Origin of the sequence: Pseudomonas sp. SWRI51 (assembly GCF_014268825.1) — a bacterium.
GTDB classification, from domain to species: Bacteria; Pseudomonadota; Gammaproteobacteria; order Pseudomonadales; family Pseudomonadaceae; genus Aquipseudomonas; species Aquipseudomonas farsensis.
On record NZ_JABWRG010000063.1, the window covers coordinates 1 to 17,952 of the forward strand.

General features: G+C 62.0%; 16 protein-coding genes and 3 tRNA genes. 3 read left to right on the forward strand and 16 right to left on the reverse strand.

What is annotated here, in order from left to right; all coding sequences use genetic code 11:
* The 4 genes from HU720_RS17000 to uvrB all read right to left on the reverse strand — a co-directional run bounded on the left by HU720_RS17000 (position 1) and on the right by uvrB (position 4,115).
* A tRNA-Glu gene (locus HU720_RS17000) sits at positions 1-76 on the reverse strand.
* Between the two features lie 71 nt (positions 77-147).
* Positions 148-223, reverse strand: a tRNA-Ala gene (locus HU720_RS17005).
* Between the two features lie 213 nt (positions 224-436).
* Positions 437-1,918, reverse strand: coding sequence for a glutamate--tRNA ligase (gene gltX / locus HU720_RS17010; RefSeq protein ID WP_186521103.1), 1,482 nt, complete (start codon positions 1,916-1,918; stop codon positions 437-439).
* A 181-nt stretch (positions 1,919-2,099) separates the two neighbouring features.
* Entirely contained in the window at positions 2,100-4,115 is a 2,016-nt protein-coding gene (uvrB, locus tag HU720_RS17015) for an excinuclease ABC subunit UvrB (protein WP_186521104.1), read from the reverse strand.
* 288 nt (positions 4,116-4,403) lie between these two features.
* Between uvrB and HU720_RS17020 the strand changes: the two genes are divergently transcribed.
* Together HU720_RS17020 and HU720_RS17025 are read left to right on the forward strand one after the other, a co-directional pair.
* Positions 4,404-5,600 carry an amino acid aminotransferase gene (locus HU720_RS17020; RefSeq protein ID WP_186521105.1) on the forward strand — a complete coding sequence of 399 codons (1,197 nt, stop codon included), beginning with the start codon at positions 4,404-4,406 and terminating at the stop codon, positions 5,598-5,600.
* A gap of 61 nt (positions 5,601-5,661) precedes the next feature.
* A tRNA-Asn gene (locus HU720_RS17025) sits at positions 5,662-5,737 on the forward strand.
* A 43-nt stretch (positions 5,738-5,780) separates the two neighbouring features.
* Here HU720_RS17025 and HU720_RS17030 read toward each other — a convergent pair.
* On the reverse strand, positions 5,781-6,986 hold the full coding sequence (locus HU720_RS17030; protein WP_186521106.1) for a benzoate/H(+) symporter BenE family transporter: 1,206 nt from the start codon (positions 6,984-6,986) through the stop codon (positions 5,781-5,783).
* Positions 6,987-7,087: 101 nt separating this feature from the next.
* Here HU720_RS17030 and HU720_RS17035 point away from each other — a divergent pair, with 101 nt between their 5' ends.
* Positions 7,088-8,584, forward strand: coding sequence for a PLP-dependent aminotransferase family protein (locus HU720_RS17035; RefSeq protein ID WP_186521107.1), 1,497 nt, complete (start codon positions 7,088-7,090; stop codon positions 8,582-8,584).
* Positions 8,585-8,599: 15 nt separating this feature from the next.
* On the opposite strand, the gene HU720_RS17040 is transcribed toward HU720_RS17035, so the two are convergent.
* The 11 genes from HU720_RS17040 to acpP all read right to left on the reverse strand — a co-directional run bounded on the left by HU720_RS17040 (position 8,600) and on the right by acpP (position 17,942).
* Positions 8,600-9,160 carry a DUF1285 domain-containing protein gene (locus HU720_RS17040; RefSeq protein ID WP_186521108.1) on the reverse strand — a complete coding sequence of 187 codons (561 nt, stop codon included), beginning with the start codon at positions 9,158-9,160 and terminating at the stop codon, positions 8,600-8,602.
* 11 nt (positions 9,161-9,171) lie between these two features.
* Positions 9,172-9,777 carry a DUF4823 domain-containing protein gene (locus tag HU720_RS17045; protein ID WP_186521109.1) on the reverse strand — a complete coding sequence of 202 codons (606 nt, stop codon included), beginning with the start codon at positions 9,775-9,777 and terminating at the stop codon, positions 9,172-9,174.
* A 66-nt stretch (positions 9,778-9,843) separates the two neighbouring features.
* Positions 9,844-10,812: a radical SAM protein gene (locus HU720_RS17050; RefSeq protein ID WP_186521110.1), complete on the reverse strand. Its 969-nt coding sequence runs from the start codon at positions 10,810-10,812 to the stop codon at positions 9,844-9,846.
* 82 nt (positions 10,813-10,894) lie between these two features.
* On the reverse strand, positions 10,895-11,530 hold the full coding sequence (locus tag HU720_RS17055) for a TetR/AcrR family transcriptional regulator (protein ID WP_019473685.1): 636 nt from the start codon (positions 11,528-11,530) through the stop codon (positions 10,895-10,897).
* 378 nt (positions 11,531-11,908) lie between these two features.
* Positions 11,909-12,691, reverse strand: a complete 783-nt coding sequence (locus HU720_RS17060; RefSeq protein ID WP_186521111.1) for a TatD family hydrolase — start codon at positions 12,689-12,691, stop codon at positions 11,909-11,911.
* 31 nt (positions 12,692-12,722) lie between these two features.
* The gene (locus HU720_RS17065; protein WP_186521112.1) at positions 12,723-13,709 is read right to left on the reverse strand and encodes a DNA polymerase III subunit delta'; all 987 of its coding nucleotides are present in this window, start codon (positions 13,707-13,709) and stop codon (positions 12,723-12,725) included.
* A complete protein-coding gene (gene tmk / locus HU720_RS17070) occupies positions 13,702-14,334 on the reverse strand; it encodes a dTMP kinase (RefSeq protein ID WP_186521113.1) in 633 nt (210 codons plus the stop codon). The genes HU720_RS17065 and tmk overlap by 8 nt, the downstream gene beginning before the upstream one ends.
* Positions 14,335-14,343: 9 nt before the next feature.
* Complete coding sequence (mltG, locus tag HU720_RS17075) at positions 14,344-15,489, reverse strand: endolytic transglycosylase MltG (RefSeq protein ID WP_186521114.1); 1,146 nt, start codon at positions 15,487-15,489, stop codon at positions 14,344-14,346.
* A gap of 3 nt (positions 15,490-15,492) precedes the next feature.
* Positions 15,493-16,308, reverse strand: a complete 816-nt coding sequence (gene pabC, locus HU720_RS17080; protein WP_186521115.1) for an aminodeoxychorismate lyase — start codon at positions 16,306-16,308, stop codon at positions 15,493-15,495.
* Positions 16,308-17,552, reverse strand: a complete 1,245-nt coding sequence (fabF, locus tag HU720_RS17085) for a beta-ketoacyl-ACP synthase II (protein WP_186521116.1) — start codon at positions 17,550-17,552, stop codon at positions 16,308-16,310. Before fabF ends, pabC begins: the two co-directional genes overlap by 1 nt.
* Positions 17,553-17,705: 153 nt before the next feature.
* Positions 17,706-17,942, reverse strand: a complete 237-nt coding sequence (gene acpP / locus HU720_RS17090; RefSeq protein WP_186521117.1) for an acyl carrier protein — start codon at positions 17,940-17,942, stop codon at positions 17,706-17,708.
* Positions 17,943-17,952: the final 10 nt, after the last annotated feature.

A 17,952-nucleotide genomic window follows, 5' to 3' on the forward strand; every position in this document is an offset into this window, starting at 1 on the left:
TGGCGTCCCCTAGGGGACTCGAACCCCTGTTACCGCCGTGAAAGGGCGGTGTCCTAGGCCACTAGACGAAGGGGACGAACCTTCTTACCTTCAAGACCCGGTGCTGCACCCGATCTTGCTTACCAGCCTTGGCTGTTAAGCGGAATTTGGTGGAGCTAAGCGGGATCGAACCGCTGACCTCCTGCATGCCATGCAGGCGCTCTCCCAGCTGAGCTATAGCCCCACAATGTCGCTTTGAACAGAATTACTGGCTGGGTGCCTGGCAACTCGTTTTTGTTCATCGCTGTGGACGGGGCGCATATTAAGATCCGATTGCGGGGCTGTCAAACGAATTCTTGAAAAAAACCAAAAACTTTTTCACAGATAACAATCACTTACCGCCCTGCCCTGTTGGCTCGGAGCGTCGCAGCCTCGCTGCGGCGCTCCGACAGCTGGCTCAAGCAATGTTGGCCAGCAGTTTTTCCCATTCCTTGTTTTCTTTCTTCGACACACCGCCGAGCAAGTCGAGGGCCTGGCGCAGACGGAAACGGGTCAGGTCGGGGCCAAGAATTTCCATGGCATCAAGCACAGAAACCGAGCTCGCCTGGCCGGAAATGGCAGCGAACATCAGCGGCATGGCGTCACGCAGCTTGAGCTCCAGCGACTCGACTACCGCCTGAATGCAACCGGTGATGCGGTCCTTTTCCCACTGGCGCAGGCTTTCGAGCTTCCACAAAATCAACTGCATGACCTGACGCACCTGGTCAGCAGACAGTTTTTTGCTTTCGAACAGCTTCGCATCGAGCTTCAGCGCGCCTTCGAAGAAGAAGCCGCCCAGGGGTGCGATCTGGCTGAAGGTCTCGACCCGGCCTTGAACATGGGGGGCGATTTTCATCATGTAGTCGCTGTTGAACGCCCACTTCTGCACGCGTTCGGCAAATTCGTGCACCGGCAATTCGCGCAGCCATTGGCCGTTGAGCCAGCTGAGTTTTTCGATGTCGAAAATCGGCCCGCCGAGCGAGACACGCGACAGGTCGAAGTGCTCGACCATTTCGGCCAGGGAGAACTTCTCGCGTTCATCGGGCATCGACCAGCCCATGCGGCCCAGGTAGTTGAGCATCGCCTCAGGCATGAACCCCATGCGCTCGTAGAAGGTCACCGAGGTCGGGTTCTTGCGCTTGGACAGCTTACTCTTGTCGGGGTTGCGCAGCAGTGGCATGTAGCACAGCTTGGGCTGCTCCCAACCGAAGTACTCGTACAGCTTGATCAGCTTGGGCGCCGACGGCAGCCACTCTTCGCCACGCAGCACGTGGGTGATGCCCATCAGATGGTCATCGACCACGTTGGCCAGGAAGTAGGTCGGCAGGCCGTCATTTTTCATCAGCACCTGCATGTCCATGCGGTCCCATGGAATTTCGACATCACCGCGCAGCATGTCCGGCACCACGCATACGCCTTCGCATGGCACCTTCATGCGGATCACATGCGGCTCGCCTGCTGCCAGGCGGCGCTGCACTTCCTCGTCGCTGAGCAGCAGCGCACGGCCGTCGTAACGAGGGGTTTCACCGCGGGCCATCTGCTCGGCGCGCATCTGCTCCAGCTCTTCGGCGGTGCAGAAGCAATAGAAGGCATGACCGGCATCGACCAGTTGCTTGGCGTATTTTGCGTAGATTTCGCCACGCTCGCTCTGCCGGTAGGGGCCGTGAGGGCCGCCGACGTCCGGGCCTTCGTTCCACTCGATACCGAGCCAGCGCAGGGCGTCGAAGATCTGCTGCTCCGACTCGCGCGTGGAGCGCAGTTGGTCCGTGTCTTCGATACGCAGGATGAACTCACCGCCATGCTGCTTGGCGAAGCAGTAGTTGAACAAGGCGATGTAGGCGGTGCCGACATGGGGGTCGCCAGTGGGCGATGGCGCGATACGCGTGCGAACGGTGGTCATTGAGGGTCTCGGACGAAGATTGAAACAAAGGCCGGATGTTAGCAGGGAGCGGGCACTTGGCTCCAGTGATGCAGGTTTTGCGCTGGAACGGCGGGGCCGCTTTGCGCCCCATCGCGGTGGTTCTGCACTCCGAGCAAGCCTGCTCCGACGAAAGCAGCTTTCAGCACTCTGCTGTGAGCGGTCAGAGGGTCAGCAGGCGCTCGCGCAGCTTGCCGATGTCGTCCCGCAGCTGTGCGGCGGCCTCGAACTCGAGGTCGCGGGCAAACTGGAACATTTTCTCTTCCAGTTGCTTGATGCGCTTGGTGACATCGGCAGGCGTCTGCAGCTCGGCCTCAAGACGCTCGGCTTCCTGGGCAGCTTTGGCCTGGCCCTTGCGCTTCTTGCTGCGCGCCCCCGGCACCGTGGCGCCTTCGAGAATGTCGGTGATGTCCTTGACCACGCCCTTGGGCACAATACCGTGGGCTTCGTTATGGGCTACCTGCCTGGTGCGGCGCCGGTCGGTTTCGTCGATGGCGCGCTGCATCGAGCCGGTGACGCTGTCGCCGTACAGGATCGCCTTGCCATTGAGGTTACGCGCCGCACGGCCAATGGTCTGGATAAGCGAACGCTCAGAGCGCAGGAAGCCTTCCTTGTCGGCGTCAAGAATCGCCACCAGGGAAACTTCTGGCATGTCCAGGCCCTCGCGCAGCAGGTTGATGCCCACCAACACATCAAAGGTACCCAGGCGCAGGTCGCGGATGATTTCCACCCGCTCGACCGTGTCGATGTCCGAGTGCAGGTAACGCACCCGCACGTCGTGGTCGGCCAGGTAATCAGTAAGGTCCTCGGCCATGCGTTTGGTCAGTGTGGTGGCCAACACCCGCTCCCCCACCGCCACACGCTTGCCGATTTCCGAAAGCAGGTCGTCGACCTGGGTAAGCGCGGGGCGAACCTCGACCTCGGGGTCGATCAGCCCGGTGGGGCGCACCACCTGCTCGATGATGCGGCCGGCGTGTTCGGCCTCGTACGGGCCAGGCGTGGCCGAGACGAAAATGGTCTGCGGGCTGACCGCCTCCCACTCATCGAAACGCATTGGCCGGTTGTCCAGCGCCGAGGGCATGCGGAAGCCGTATTCGACCAGGGTTTCCTTGCGTGAGCGGTCGCCCTTGTACATGGCGCCCACCTGGGGAACGCTGACGTGGGATTCGTCGATGACCAGCAGCGCATCTGGCGGCAGGTAGTCATACAACGTGGGCGGCGGAGCGCCGGCCGGGCGCCCGGACAGGTAGCGGGAGTAGTTCTCGATGCCGTTGCAGTAACCCAGCTCGAGGATCATCTCAAGGTCAAACCGGGTACGCTGTTCGAGACGCTGGGCCTCGACCAGTTTGTTGTGCTTGTGCAGGTACTCAAGGCGGTCCTTGAGTTCTTCCTTGATGCCCTCCACTGCCCCCAGCAATGTCTCGCGCGGGGTGACGTAGTGCGACTTGGGGTAGAAGGTGAAGCGCGGCAGTTTGCGGATGACCTCGCCGGTCAGCGGGTCGAAGGCGGCAATGTTCTCGACCTCGTCATCGAACAGCTCGATACGGATGGCCTCGAGGTCCGACTCGGCGGGGAACACGTCGATTACATCGCCACGCACACGGAACGTGGCACGGGCGAAGTCCATCTCGTTGCGGGTGTACTGCAGGTCGGCAAGGCGGCGTAGCAGTTCGCGCTGGTCGAGTTTGTCGCCACGGTCGACGTGCAGCACCATTTTCAGGTACGCCTCGGGGCTACCCAGGCCATAGATGCACGAAACCGTGGTAACGATGATCGCATCGCGCCGCTCCAGCAGGGCCTTGGTGGCCGACAGGCGCATCTGCTCGATATGGTCGTTGATCGAGGCGTCCTTCTCGATGAAGGTGTCCGATGACGGCACATAAGCTTCTGGCTGGTAGTAGTCGTAGTAGGAGACGAAATACTCGACCGCGTTGTTGGGGAAGAACGCCTTGAACTCGCCATACAACTGCGCTGCCAGGGTTTTGTTGGGCGCCAGCACCATGGTCGGGCGCTGCACCTGCTGGATGACGTTGGCGATGCTGAACGTCTTGCCCGAGCCGGTTACCCCCAGCAGCGTCTGGTGCGAAAGGCCGGCGTTGATGCCCTCGACCATTTGACGGATGGCCTCAGGCTGGTCGCCGGCCGGCTGAAAGCGGGTGACGAGCTGGAACTCGGACATGACGGACCTCTCGGGCGCTGCAGTAACTGTAAATTTAGCCAGTAGTCTATACCTAAAAGCGCTGCCCGGGCGACGCATCCGACCCCGAGCTGTGAACGCCTGTTTCAATGGACCGGGCAATTCGACCAATGGTTGAAAAATATTTGCGCAAACGGCAGCAAAAGGCGCGCCCAACTGTCGCAGTGACCGGTCGGTATCACTATACTGACTCCCCGTTTGTGCACCGCTTCAGTGCATTCGGCTGGAGCGTGCAACCCCTATCACTCTCCTATCAGAGCCAATGTAACAATGAGCCTGTTTTCCGCTGTCGAGCTGGCACCCCGCGACCCTATCCTGGGCCTGAACGAAGCCTTCAACGCCGATCCGCGCACCGACAAGGTGAACCTCGGTGTGGGCGTGTACTGCAACGAGGAAGGCCGCATTCCACTGCTGCGCGCAGTGATCGAAGCCGAAACCGCTCGTGCTGCACAGCACGCATCGCGCGGCTACCTGCCGATCGACGGTATCGCGCAGTACGACCAGGCCGTGCAAAAGCTGCTGTTCGGCGCTGATTCGCCGCTGCTGGCCGCTGGCCGCGTGGTCACCGTGCAGGCCGTGGGCGGCACTGGCGCACTGAAGATCGGCGCCGACTTCCTCAAGCGCGTGGCACCTGGTGCGGTCGTCGCGATCAGCGACCCAAGCTGGGAAAACCACCGTGCACTGTTTGAAGCGGCAGGTTTCCCGGTGCACAACTACCGCTATTACGATGCCGCCAGCCACGACGTCAACCGTGCCGGCATGCTCGAAGACCTCAACAACCTGCCATCGGGTTCGGTCATCGTCCTGCACGCCTGCTGCCATAACCCGACCGGTGTCGACCTGTCGCTGGACGACTGGAAAAACGTGCTTGAAGTGGTCAAGGCCAAGGGCCACGTGCCGTTCCTCGACATGGCCTACCAGGGCTTTGGCGACGGCATCGCCGAAGACGCCTTTGCCGTGCGCCTGTTTGCCGAGTCGGGCCTGGAGTTCTTCGTTTCGAGTTCGTTCTCCAAGTCGTTCTCGCTGTACGGCGAGCGCGTAGGCGCACTGTCGATCGTGACCGCTTCGAAAGACGAGAGCACCCGCGTGCTGTCGCAGGTCAAGCGCGTGATCCGCACTACCTACTCCAACCCGCCCACCCACGGTGCCAGCATCGTTGCCGCAGTCCTGAACAGCGATGAGCTGCGCCAGATGTGGGAAACCGAGCTTGGCGAGATGCGTACCCGCATCCACGGCATGCGCAAGCAAATGGTGCAGTTGCTGGCCGAGTACGGCGCCAACCGCGACTTCAGCTTCGTTGGCCGCCAGGTCGGCATGTTCTCCTACTCGGGCTTGACCTGCGAGCAGGTCGCACGCCTGAAGAACGAGTTCGGTATCTACGCCCTGGACACCGGCCGTATCGCGGTCGCTGCTCTGAACCAGAGCAACATCCACGTGGTCTGCAAGGCCATCGTAGCGGTACTGTAACTCGTTGATTACCTTGAGGAAGCTTGACTTCCTCAAGGCCGCGAATAAGATAGCGGCAGATTCCGCGATAGCTCAGTCGGTAGAGCAAATGACTGTTAATCATTGGGTCCCTGGTTCGAGTCCAGGTCGCGGAGCCAAATCTTCGAAAACCGCCTTCATGGCGGTTTTTTTATTTCAGCGCTACCGCCTTGGCAGCCGAATTGGCAAACGCCCGTTGAGCACCCCATAGGCCAGCAGCCCGATCACCAAGCCCCAAAACGCCCCGCCAACGCCGAGCAAGTTGATGTTGGCAGCAGCTGCCAGAAAAGTGATCAACGCCGCGTCCCGGGTTTTGCCCTCGGCCATGGCGCTCGCCAGGCTACCGCCAATGGTACCCAGCAAGGCAAGGCCCGCCAATGTAGTGATGAAAGTGGCCGGAAACGCCATGAACACGGCGGCAAGGGTTACCCCGAACACCCCGACCAGGATATAGAACACACCCGCGGCAATGCCTGCGATCCAGCGTTTGGATGGCACCTCATGGGCCTCTTTGCCGGTGCAGATAGCGGCGGTGATCGCGGCGATGTTGAAGGCATGGGAACCGAACGGCGCCATCAGCAGCGACCCCAGCCCAGTCAGGGTCACGATGGGGTTGGCACTGGTGTTGAAGCCATCATTGCGCAACACCAGCATACCGGGCATGTACTGGCCCGTAAGGGTGATCAGAAACAGCGGCAACGCCACGCTGAGCAGGGCATTGACGGAAAACTCCGGGCGCGTGAATACCGGCGCCGCAAATTGCAGGGCCAGCCCGGACATGTCGACACGCCCCTGAACCAGCAGAAAGGCCAGCCCCAACCCGAGAATCCCCACCACGGCGTAGCGTGCACTGAACCGCTTGAACAGCATGTAGGCCGCGATCAGCAAACCGACCAGCAGCGGGTCGAGGCTCATGCCGCCAAAAGCACCAATGCCAAATTGCAGCAGGATGCCGGCCAACAGCCCTGCGGCCACGCCCTGCGGGATCAGCCGGATGAGTTTTTCGAAGCACCCGGACAACCCCAGCAGCACGAAGGCTGCTGCCGAGATCATGTAGGCGCCCACTGCCTCGGCATACGGCGTGCTGCCCAGGGCTACCACCAGAAACGCAGCCGCAGGGGTCGACCAGGCGGTGATGATCGGCACACGCGTCACCCAGCTCAACAGCAGCCCGGTAACCCCTACGCCAATCGACACAGACCACACCCAGGAGGCGGTCAGCTCAGGGCTGAGCCCTGCGACCTTGGCGGCCTGGAATACCAGGATGAAGGTGCCGCCATAGTTGACAATGACCGAGATCAGCCCGGCGACAATCGGGTGAATCAGGTCGTTTGGGCGGATACGTGAACGAACGGCTGTAGAAGACATTGCGCGGGTTGCTCCCTGCATTCAGGTGTTGGCGAGGGAACGAGTCTACGAATAAAATGGCCTGCCGCTTCAGGCCAATTCAAGGAATGTGAGCAGACCACATGGCGAAAACCTTCGAGTTCGATACGCTGAAGATGCGCGTTCACGACGGCGAATTGCAGGTACTCGACCTGCACCAGCGCATTCAGCGTGCCCTGCGCGGCATGATTCTGGACGGCAACCTGGCCCCGGCACTGAAGCTGCCGGCCACTCGCGCCTTGGCCAAGTCACTCGGCGTTGCCCGCGACACGGTCGAGAACGCCTACGTGCAACTGCACCGCGATGGCTTTATCGTGCGCCGCGCAGGCTCTGGCAGCTATGTCGCCGAAACATTGGGCGCCGTGTTACGCGGCGCAGAGCCGCAACGGGTGAAGCTGCAACAGGCAACGCGCCGCGAGACGGCGCCCGAAGCAGGCCTGAGCCGACGCGGGCAGATGCTTCTGGATAGCGGCGGCATCAGCGACCAACAAGTGGTCAAGGCTTTTGCCACAGGCCTGCCAGAAACCCGGACGTTTCCGGCAGATGTTTGGGAGCGTTTGCAGCGCCAAGTCATGAAGGACTACCGCGCCAGCGTACTGCTGCATGGCGACCCGCAAGGCGCCGCGCCCCTGCGCAAGGCTATCGCCACCTACCTGAACCTCGAACGGGGCGCAAAGTGTTGCCCCGAGCAGGTTCTGGTGTTGAGCAGCACACGCCAGGCCCTGTTCCTGTGCGCCCAGTTGCTGGTGGACGCCGGCAAGCCGATCCTGCTGGAGAACCCGGGCTACTTCGGCGCAAAAAAAGCGTTCGAAGCCGCTGAGGCCAAGGTCGTACCCATAGAAGTGGATGCGCAGGGCATCCGCACCGACCTGCTACAGGCTGACCGCAGCGGGGCCAATTGTGTGTACGTCACGCCGTCCCATCAATACCCGACCGGCGCAACACTGCCCCTGGAGCGCAGGCTGGAGCTGATCCGCTGGGCCCATCAACATGGCAAGTGGATCATCGAGGATGACTACGACAGCGAATTCCACTATGACGGCCTGCCGACCGCGTGCGTGCAAGGCCTGGACAAGCACCAACGCACGATCTACATCGGCACCTTCAGCAAGACGCTCTCTCCGGGGTTGCGCATAGGCTACATGGTGTTGCCCGCAGAGTTGGTGAAGGCCTTCACCTACGCGCGCAGCATCATGGATGGCCATACGCCGCAGATTCTTCAGCTGACCCTTGCGCGCTTCATGGACGACGGCCATTACAACGCCCACGTGCGCGCCATGCGCAAGCTCTACGCCGGCCGGCGCGTGGCAATGCTCGATGCCATCGGCGAGCATCTGAGCGGTATTGTCACCGCCCTGCGGCCCCAGGGCGGGCTACAGATTCCATGCCTGTTGGCCGAAGGCTGGGCGGAGGAAAAGACCATTCGCCAGGCTGCCAGCGCAGGCGTGCAACTGCCTGGCCTCAGCCGCCTGTACGCAGGCGAGGAGAAGAAACAAGGCTGGCTGTTGGGTTATTCGTCGCTGGCCGCCCATGAAATACAAGCAGCCATGCAGCGCTTGGCCAAAGCGCTACACAGGTAACTGGCCGCTGGTAACTCAGGCGCTAGGCCCGATCGGGTAGAACTCGCCCGCGCTCCATACACCAAGCCACTCCTGGCCATCGATCAGGCGCGGGACTGCCAGCTCGACCAACTGGTAGAACACGTTGCGGTGCACCAACGCTTCAAGGTTGCTGCGAACCCGCACATAGGGCGAGGGCTCGCCCGTGACGGGGTCGGTGACGACCCGCAGTGGGTGGTCGGGGCCAGCCAGCACCTGCTCGTCGACATTGGTGGTAAAGCTCAGCACCTGCTGCTCGCCCTGCCCTTGCACATCGACCAGCACCGCCACAAAGGGGGCGTCATCCACCTGGATACCGACTTTTTCAACCGGGGTTACCAGGAAATAGGCATCGCCCTCGCGGCGAATGATGGTGGAAAACAACCGTACCATCGGCTTGCGCCCAATGGGCGTGCCCAGGTAGTACCAGGTACCGTCCCGGGCGATGCGCATGTCGATATCACCGCAGAAATCCGGGTTCCACAGGTGCACCGGCGGTAGCCCTTTGGCACTTGGGATTTGTGCCAACAGATCGTTGGCCTTGCCGGATTCAGTCATCGGTTGCTCGCTCAGCGGCTCATGCCCAGAAGGCTACGAGCGTACTCGCGCATGGGCGCACCAAGCAAATCCTGCGGCGTGTTGTCGTGGAACGTCAACAAACCGCCACGGCTTTTGATGCGTGCAGTGTCGATCAGGTAGCGGGTGCTGGTCTCGATCAGCATCATCTGCACCACACCGGTATCCCAACCCAGGCGGTCGACGGCCTGGTCGTCGTACCACTCATCGCCGTTGCTTATACGGTCGTCGGTCCGCGCGAAGCGGGTGTACAGCACATAGTCGGCGCCCACCGAGCGCGCCTCGGCGATGGCCTGTTCCAGGCCCAACGGGCCTTGTGCACGGCGCACCAGCGGGAAGTACTCGACGAAACTCTTGAAGGCTTCTTCGGCTACGGCATTCTGCTTGGGCAGCGGGCCTTTGCCGGGCGGCATGAACGCACCCTGGCCGATGAAGATGAACGAGTCAGGCTGCAGGCGCACCGACAGGGTCCGGGTGGTGTCGCTATGATCCAGCAAGCCCGCATCGCTCATGTGGTAACGGACGCCTTCGCCCATATCGCTGACATTCATGCAGCCGCCCAGCGCCATCAGCGCCAGCAGCAAGACCAGGCTACGCATCTTTCCTCCAGAGGCCGGTGACGAAAAACCGGCGAATAGCCGCCAGATGCAGCTTTTGCGCCAGAGTCAGCCGCCGATCACCTTCATCACCATGACATCCCCGGAAAACGCCACTTCCTGCTTGTCGGCCAAGGCTTTGACCAACAACCGCTGCAACCCGGGAAGAGCTTGATGACGGGGCTTGTCGAGCAGGTCGGCGACATAATGGCGGCTGCCCGACGACAAGCAGCCATGCAGCCAGCCGGTGGAGGACAGGCGCAGGCGCGAGCAGGTACGGCAAAACGGCACGCTTTCGTTGGCAATGACCCCGAAGTGGCCCTTGCCGGGAATGCTGTAGCGCAGCGCGGTAGCATCCAGCGGGCGGGGCGCCTGTTCGAAGACATGACGTTGGCCAATCAACCCCAGCAACTGCTCAAGGCTGACAAACTGTTGCAGGAAGGCGGCCCCGTCACGGGCCAAATGGCCCATGCGCATCAGCTCGATAAAGCGCAGCTCGTAGCCGCGCTCAAGGCAGTAGCCGAGCAGCGGCAGCACCTGGTCGAGATTTTGCCCGCGCATCGGCACCATATTGACCTTGATTGCCATGCCCGCCGCCCTCGCCTGCTCCATGCCGGCCAACACAGTGGCCAGGTCACCGCCGCGAGCAATGCGGCGAAAGGCCGTTGGGTCGAGGGTGTCGAGCGACACATTCAAGCGGCGGATGCCGGCATCGCGCAGCAACGGCAGTTTGCGCTCTAGCAACTGGCCGTTGGTGGTCAGGCTGATATCGCTCAGGCCAAGGCCTGCAACGCCTTGCACAAATGCGTCGAGGCGCGGGCTGAGCAAGGGTTCGCCGCCGGTAATACGCAAGCGCTCGACGCCCGCCGCCTCCACCAGATACGCCACCCCGCGCACTAGCGCTTGCGCAGACAACTCGTCCTGCGCAGCCACCAGGCGTTTGCCATCGGGTACGCAATACGTGCAGGCGTAATTGCAGGCAGCAGTCAGGCTGACGCGCAGGTTGCGAAAGCGCCTGCCTTGACGGTCGACGATCATGGGGACTCCGGCATGGAAGAATCGGGCCGGCAAAACCTGACTTATAAATCAGGTTTTGGCAAGCCCTGCCGGCAAAGTTGCGTCAGTTGGCGGGTTCTGGGTCGCGCTTGCGCTTGTTACCCATGCGCACGCCGATGTCCATGAGGAACTGGAAGAAGCCTTCCTGATCTTCCAGCACGTTGCTCCAGAACGGCGAGTGGTACAGGGCCACCGCACCGTGCACCAGCGCCCAGGCGGCGCAGTAATGGAAGTACGGCGGCACATCTTCGAGCTTGCCTTCGCTGATGCGGCCCTTGATGAGCTGGGTCAGTCGGTCGAAGTTGGAGGCACGAATGCTGTGCAGTTGCTCGACCATCTCTGGCACCTGGTTGCCCTTGACTACCTTTTCTTCAAGGCGGTCGAACAGCCGGTAGCGCTGCGGGTCGCGCATGCGGAATTCGAAATAGGCACGCGACAGGGCTTCTTTGTCACGGTCGACATCAGCCGAGTGCAACAGCTCGTTCAGGTCGCGCTCGTAGTCGAGCATCAGGCGCAGGTAAATCTCGGCCTTGGACTTGAAGTGCTTGTAGATCGTGCCTTTGCCAATGCCTACGGCGTCGGCGATCATCTCAACGGTAACGCTGTCCTCACCCTGTTCAAGGAACAGTTTGAGCGCGGTATCGAGGATTTCCTGCTCGCGGCGGCGAAATTCACGGACCTTACGAGGTTCTTTCTGCATGGGAAGGACTGGGATGACATTCGAAGCGGATGATTATGCCTAAGTGTTGGCAAATTGCACGGATCTTCCACTCTCAGGTGTGTTTCACGATACGTTCGGGCGGACTTGGCCTTGCACATGGCGCATCCGCCACCCTGCCATGCTGGCAATCGCAAACAGATGGCTGACGTATTCCAAATCTGTTTAAAAAACGACCAATTCAGACTGGCAGCCCGGTAAAGCTGACCAATACTAGAAGTGTTGGCATAGCGCATCCCCCCTAGCGGCGTGCCAATAAAGGTGCCAGGGACCGCGTACCTTTGTTTTACTCCTAATGGTCTTAACCCGGATTCCCCCCCAGAACCCGGGTTTTTTTTGTCACCGCGTTGGCAAATGCCCTCAGGCGACCCGCGCCAGGGGGAACAGGCGCTTGAAGTTGGCAGTGGTCTGCGCGGCCAGTTGCTCGTAGCTGGCGCCACGCAGCGAGGCGACGTACTCAGCCACCTCACGCACGTACTGCGGCAAGTTGGGCTTGCCGCGATAGGGAATCGGCGCAAGGTACGGCGAGTCGGTTTCGACCAGCAGACGGTCGACCGGCACCTGCCGGGCCACGTCACGCAATGCGTCGGCATTGCGGAACGTGACGATGCCCGACAGCGAAATGTAGTAGCCAAGGTCCAGTGCGGCCTTGGCCATTTCCCAGTCTTCGGTGAAGCAGTGCAGCACGCCGGCCTGGGGCAGGTTGGCCTCGCGCAGCAACGCCAGGGTATCGGCGCGGGCGGCGCGGGTGTGCACGATCACCGGCTTGCCGGTCTGCCGAGAAGCCTCCAGATGCAAGCGGAACGAGGCCTGCTGCAGCTCGGCAGCCTCCGGCTCGTAGTGGTAATCGAGGCCGGTTTCGCCAATGGCCACCACATGCGGATGGGCCAGTTCACGCAGCAGCCATTCCAGCGCCGGGGTTTCACCCGGCGCCAGGTCAAGTGGGTGTACGCCCACCGAGCAATCGACATCGGCATAGCGTTCACTCAGCGCCTTTACCGCGCCTGCGTTCTCGGCGCTGACGCCAATGCACAGAAAGTGCCCGACGCCACGCGCACGGGCGGCCTGCAGGGCAGCATCGAGGGAGCCGTGGTGGGCGCTGAGGTCAAGACGGTCGAGGTGGCAATGGGAATCTACGAGCATGGGGACGCGGCACACATGAATAAAATGAAAGTCAGCGGCTGCCCGGCAGTTGCACCCAGTGGGCGAGCAATGCCTCGAGCAGCAACACACGGTTGAGATTGGCCTTGCCGAGCACTTTCTGGCGTTGCTCGAGGATCCACGCCTGGACCTCGAGCACTTTGCCTTGGCGGCTCTTCTGCGCCAGGTACTGCACCACCTTGCGCATATCGGCCAAGCCTAACCCGTCCTCGTCCTGGGTCAACTGATAGCGCAGGATCAACTGCGACCAGTTGAAGAACCAGTCGAACAGCAGCAGCAGCGGCACAGTATTCCAGGCTTCGGCCAACTGGGTAGGCGACTGTTGCTGCTTGAGCAGCTTTTTCACGCCCTCGGTAACCAGCGCGCGCTGCTCGCGCACCCCTTGGGCCTGCAGCTTCACCGCCAGCAGCGGCGAGCCGGCTGCCAGGGTCAGCAGCTCTTCGCGGTCCTGCTCGCTGGTTTCGGTCAAGGCCTCGGCCAGCCAGGCAGTGCTTTGCCCCAGGCTCGGCTGCGGGCAGGCCACCTGTTGGCAGCGGCTCTTGATGGTCGGCAGCAAGCGGCTTGGCTGATGGCTGACCAGCAGCAGGACGGTATCGCCCGATGGCTCTTCGAGGCTTTTGAGCAAGGCATTGGCGGCGTTGATGTTCATCGCCTCGACGGGTTCGATCAGCACGACCTTGCGCCCGCCCTGCTGGGCCGTCTGCACCACGAACGAGACCAGCTCGCGCACCTGGTCGACCTTGATGGGCTTGTCGGCTTCTTCGGGTTCGAGGATGAAGTTGTCCGGGTGGCTACCGGCCTTGAGCAGCAGGCATGCCTTGCACTGCCCGCACGCCTCAAGCGCCTGGGGCCGCTGGCACAGCAGCAGTGCCATCAGCCGCTCGGCAATGGCGCGCTTGCCGATACCCTGCGGCCCGTGCAGCAAGTAAGCGTGGGCATGCTGGCTGCGCCCGGCCAGTTGCTGCCAAAGCGCCTGCTGCCAGGGGTAGGCTTCAGCCACGGCAACGCTCCACGATGCCCGGCACCAGCCCATCGATGGCGCGCTGTACTGCCTCTAGCGGCTGGCCGGCATCAAGCAGGCTGTAGCGCTGCGGGTGCTGGGCTGCACGCTGCAGGTAGGCCTGGCGGACGGCTTCGAAGAACGCATGCCCTTCTTGCTCGAAACGGTCCAGCCGGCCCCGGGCCGCAGCGCGGGCCAGGCCAATTTCAATGGGTAAATCGAAGACCAGGGTCAGGTCGGGGCGCAGCGTACCCTGGACGAAAGTCTCAAGGGTCGCGATGCGCTCGACGCACAGCCCGCGGCCACCGCCCTGGTACGCGTAGGTAGCGTCGGTAAAACGATCGCAAAGCACCACAGTGCCACGTGCCAGGGCCGGGCGAATCACCTGGGCCAAGTGCTGGGCACGGGCGGCGAACATCAGCAGCAGTTCGGTGTCGGCGGCCATGGTTTCGTCGCTCGGCGCCAGCAACAGTTCGCGGATGCGCTCGGCCAGCGGCGTGCCACCTGGCTCACGGGTCATGAGCACATCGATACCGTGTTCACGCAGGCGTGCGGCCAGGTACTCGCGGTTGGTGCTCTTGCCTGCGCCTTCGGGGCCTTCCAGGGTGATAAACAAGCCGCTCACAGGCGTTCCTTACTGTTGTTCAGGTGCCGGCGTTTCGGCCGGTACAGTTTGATCATCTGCCGGTGCCGGGCCTGCTGCGTCTGGCGCGGCCGCCGGCGCCTCGCCTGCCCCGGGCTGCGCTTGCGGCGCGGGGCTTGAGCGGTAGTCGGCACGGCGTTTGAGCTGGAATTCACGCACCGCACTGTTGTGGTCGTCCAGGTCATCGGAAAACACATGGCTGCCATCGCCGCGGGCGACGAAGTACAGGCTGGTACCGTCGCTCGGGTTGAGCGCTGCATGGATGGCCTCGCGCCCGACCATGGCAATCGGCGTCGGCGGCAGGCCGCTCATGGTGTAGGTGTTGTATGGGGTTGGCGCGCGTAGGTCGGCGCGGGTGATGCGGCCGTTGTAGCGCTCACCCATGCCGTAGATGACCGTAGGGTCGGTCTGCAGCATCATACCCAGACGCAGCCGGCGGACGAACACGCCGGCAATCTGACCGCGCTCCTGGGGTACGCCGGTCTCTTTCTCGACCAGCGAGGCCATGATCAGCGCCTGGTAAGGGTCGCGATACGGCAGGCCTTCGCTGCGCGCAGCCCACTCCTTGGCCAGCACTTCGTCCAGGCGCATGTACGCTTGCTGCAACAACTCCACATCGCTCATGCCGCGCACGAAGCGATAGGTGTCCGGGAAGAACCGCCCTTCAGGATGCACCCCGGTATGACCAAGCTTGTCCATGACCTCGGCGTCGCTGAGCCCATCGATGGTGTGGCCGAGCTTTTCATGCTTGGCCACGGCCGCGCGCACCTGGCGGAACGTCCAGCCCTCGACCAAGGTGATGTTGTATTGCACGACGTCACCACGGCGCCAGGCATCGAACAACTGGCCAACGGTCATGCCCGGGGTGATGCGGTATTCGCCGGTGTGCAGCGGTGTGCCGGCCATGTTGAAGCGCCAGTACAGGCGCAACCAGACAGCATCGTCCAGCAGGCCGTCGGTCTGCATGCGATAGAACATGCGGTTTGGGGTAGCGCCGGCGGGCACATCGAGCATGCGCTCTTGCGCCACTTGCAGAGGCTGCTCAAGCACCGAGTAGACCTTCCAGGCCGACCAACCCAGGGCCAGGCCGGCAAGGATCAAGCCCATTTCCAGCAGCAGCAGGAATTTGCGTCTCACGAATCAGGTATCCAGTAACGTACGGGCAACGGCCTGCAGTTTACGGGTGACTGGGCCTGCCGGCCAGTTCGACGCTGCGAATTCACGCACGGGCCAGACGCCGTAGACACTGTTGCAGACAAATACCTCGTCGGCCTGCTGCAGGTCATCAAGGCCAAGGTCACGCACTTGGACGTCCAGGCCAAGCGCTGGGGCCTGAGCGAGCAAGGCATCACGCATGACCCCTGCCACACCGCAACGGCTCAGGTCAGCAGTCAGCAACGTGCCCCCTTTCAGCAAGAACAGATTGCTGTAGACCCCTTCGATTACACGCCCGTCTGTATCGCGCATCAAACCCTCGGCATAGCTGCTGTCCTGCCACTCGGCGCGGGCCAGTACTTGTTCGAGACGATTAAGGTGCTTGAGGCCGGCCAGCAGCGGCTGCTGGGCAAGGCGGGTCTGACAGGGGAACAGCCGCACGCCATCGGTAGCGTTGGCTTGCGGGTATGCGGGCAGCGGACTGCCTTGCAGAATGCGCCGTGCCGGGGCACCTGAGGCAGGCGCGTAGCCGCGTTGGCTATCACCACGGGTGACGATGAGTTTGGTCACGCCATCGCGTAAACGCGCGGCATAGCGCAACAGTTCATCGTGAATCAGTGCCTGATCGGCGTCGATTGCCAGGCGCCGGCAACCCAGCGCCAGGCGGTCGAGGTGCAGCGACAGCAGGCTGGGCCTGCCGTCGCGCACGGCGATGGTTTCGAACACGCCATCGCCGTAAGCCAGGCCGCGATTCTGCAGGTTCAGTGCAGACGCCTCCTGGCCGTCGACCCAGCTATGCATCAGCCAGGGAACCTGCGGAACACCAGCGAGCCGTTGGTGCCACCAAAGCCGAACGAGTTGGACAGCACCACATCGATAGGCATGCTGCGCGCCTGATGCGGTACGAAGTCCAGGTCGCAGCCTTCGTCGGGCTCGTCGAGGTTGATGGTCGGTGGCGCCATCTGGCTGTTGATCGCCAGCACGCTGAAGATAGCCTCTACTGCGCCTGCAGCCCCCAACAGGTGGCCAGTCATCGACTTTGTCGAGCTGACAGCCAACTTGTAGGCATGCTCGCCAAACACCCGCTTGATGGCCGCCACTTCCGCGATGTCGCCTGCGGGTGTGGAAGTGCCGTGGGCGTTGATATAGCTGACCTCGGAAGGCTCGATGCCCGCATCGCGCAGGGCGTTGACCATGCAACGTGCCGCGCCCTCACCGGTGTCGGGTGGCGACGTCATGTGATACGCATCACCGCTCATGCCAAAGCCAACCAGCTCGGCATAAATGGTCGCACCGCGCGCCTTGGCGTGCTCCAGCTCTTCGAGCACCAGGGCACCTGCGCCATCGGACAGCACAAAGCCATCACGGCCCTTGTCCCATGGACGGCTGGCGCGGGCTGGCTCGTCGTTGCGGGTGGACAGCGCACGGGAAGCCCCGAAGCCGCCCATGCCCAGGCCGCAAGCAGCCATTTCGGCGCCACCGGCAATCATCACGTCGGCTTCGCCGTAGGCAATGTTGCGCGCGGCCATGCCGATGCAGTGGGTGCCAGTGGTGCAGGCAGTGGCGATCGCATAGTTCGGGCCTTGCAGACCGAGATGGATCGACAGGAAGCCCGAGATCATGTTGATGATCGAGCCTGGCACGAAGAACGGCGAAATGCGCCGTGGCCCCTGCTCATGGAGCGTGCGGCTGGTTTCTTCGATATTGGTCAGCCCACCGATACCCGAACCCATGGCCACGCCAATGCGTTCACGGTTGGCGTCGGTAACTTCCAGGCCGGCGTTGCGCACCGCCTGAAAACCGGCCGCCAGGCCGTACTGAATGAACAGATCGAGCTTGCGAGCCTCTTTGGCCGACAGGTATTGCTCGACCTCAAAGCCTTTCACCGAGCCGCCGAAACGGGTGGAGTAGGCAGACAAGTCCGTATGTTCGATAGGACCGATGCCACTGCGGCCAGCCAGAATGCCCTGCCAGGTGCTCGGTACATCGGTACCAAGCGGCGACAGCATGCCCATACCGGTGACCACGACGCGTCTACGCGACACAGTACTCTCCTCTTTCCTGATAACAGAGTTTCTTGCCAGTGCACTTGCCATGGCGAATGGAATGGCAGCAAACCCCGGTCCTTGCAAAGAAAAAACCGCACTCCGGCAACGGTAGTGCGGTTTTCCCCGACAAGAAGCGTCGACTAAAGCGTCTTAGGCCTTGTGGCTGTTGACGTAGTCGATGGCTGCTTGAACGGTAGTGATCTTCTCGGCTTCTTCGTCAGGGATTTCGGTCTCGAATTCCTCTTCCAGGGCCATCACCAGCTCAACGGTGTCAAGCGAATCGGCACCCAGGTCTTCGACGAAGGAAGAGGCATTGTTCACTTCTTCTACTTTGACGCCCAGTTGCTCGGCGACGATTTTCTTGACGCGTTCTTCGATGGTGCTCATACCTAGTTTT

Bases quoted from the DNA above. Each gene is read 5' to 3' on its own strand.
- acpP (WP_186521117.1), bottom strand. From the start codon at position 17,942: ATGAGCACCATCGAAGAACGCGTCAAGAAAATCGTCGCCGAGCAACTG.
- HU720_RS17055 (WP_019473685.1), bottom strand. From the start codon at position 11,530: ATGCAGAAAGAACCTCGTAAGGTCCGTGAATTTCGCCGCCGCGAGCAG.
- gltX (WP_186521103.1), bottom strand. From the start codon at position 1,918: ATGACCACCGTTCGCACGCGTATCGCGCCATCGCCCACTGGCGACCCC.
- HU720_RS17045 (WP_186521109.1), bottom strand. From the start codon at position 9,777: ATGCGTAGCCTGGTCTTGCTGCTGGCGCTGATGGCGCTGGGCGGCTGC.
- HU720_RS17060 (WP_186521111.1), bottom strand. From the start codon at position 12,691: ATGCTCGTAGATTCCCATTGCCACCTCGACCGTCTTGACCTCAGCGCC.
- pabC (WP_186521115.1), bottom strand. From the start codon at position 16,308: ATGCATAGCTGGGTCGACGGCCAGGAGGCGTCTGCACTGAACCTGCAG.
- HU720_RS17030 (WP_186521106.1), bottom strand. From the start codon at position 6,986: ATGTCTTCTACAGCCGTTCGTTCACGTATCCGCCCAAACGACCTGATT.
- uvrB (WP_186521104.1), bottom strand. From the start codon at position 4,115: ATGTCCGAGTTCCAGCTCGTCACCCGCTTTCAGCCGGCCGGCGACCAG.
- HU720_RS17035 (WP_186521107.1), top strand. From the start codon at position 7,088: ATGGCGAAAACCTTCGAGTTCGATACGCTGAAGATGCGCGTTCACGAC.
- HU720_RS17040 (WP_186521108.1), bottom strand. From the start codon at position 9,160: ATGACTGAATCCGGCAAGGCCAACGATCTGTTGGCACAAATCCCAAGT.
- HU720_RS17020 (WP_186521105.1), top strand. From the start codon at position 4,404: ATGAGCCTGTTTTCCGCTGTCGAGCTGGCACCCCGCGACCCTATCCTG.
- HU720_RS17050 (WP_186521110.1), bottom strand. From the start codon at position 10,812: ATGATCGTCGACCGTCAAGGCAGGCGCTTTCGCAACCTGCGCGTCAGC.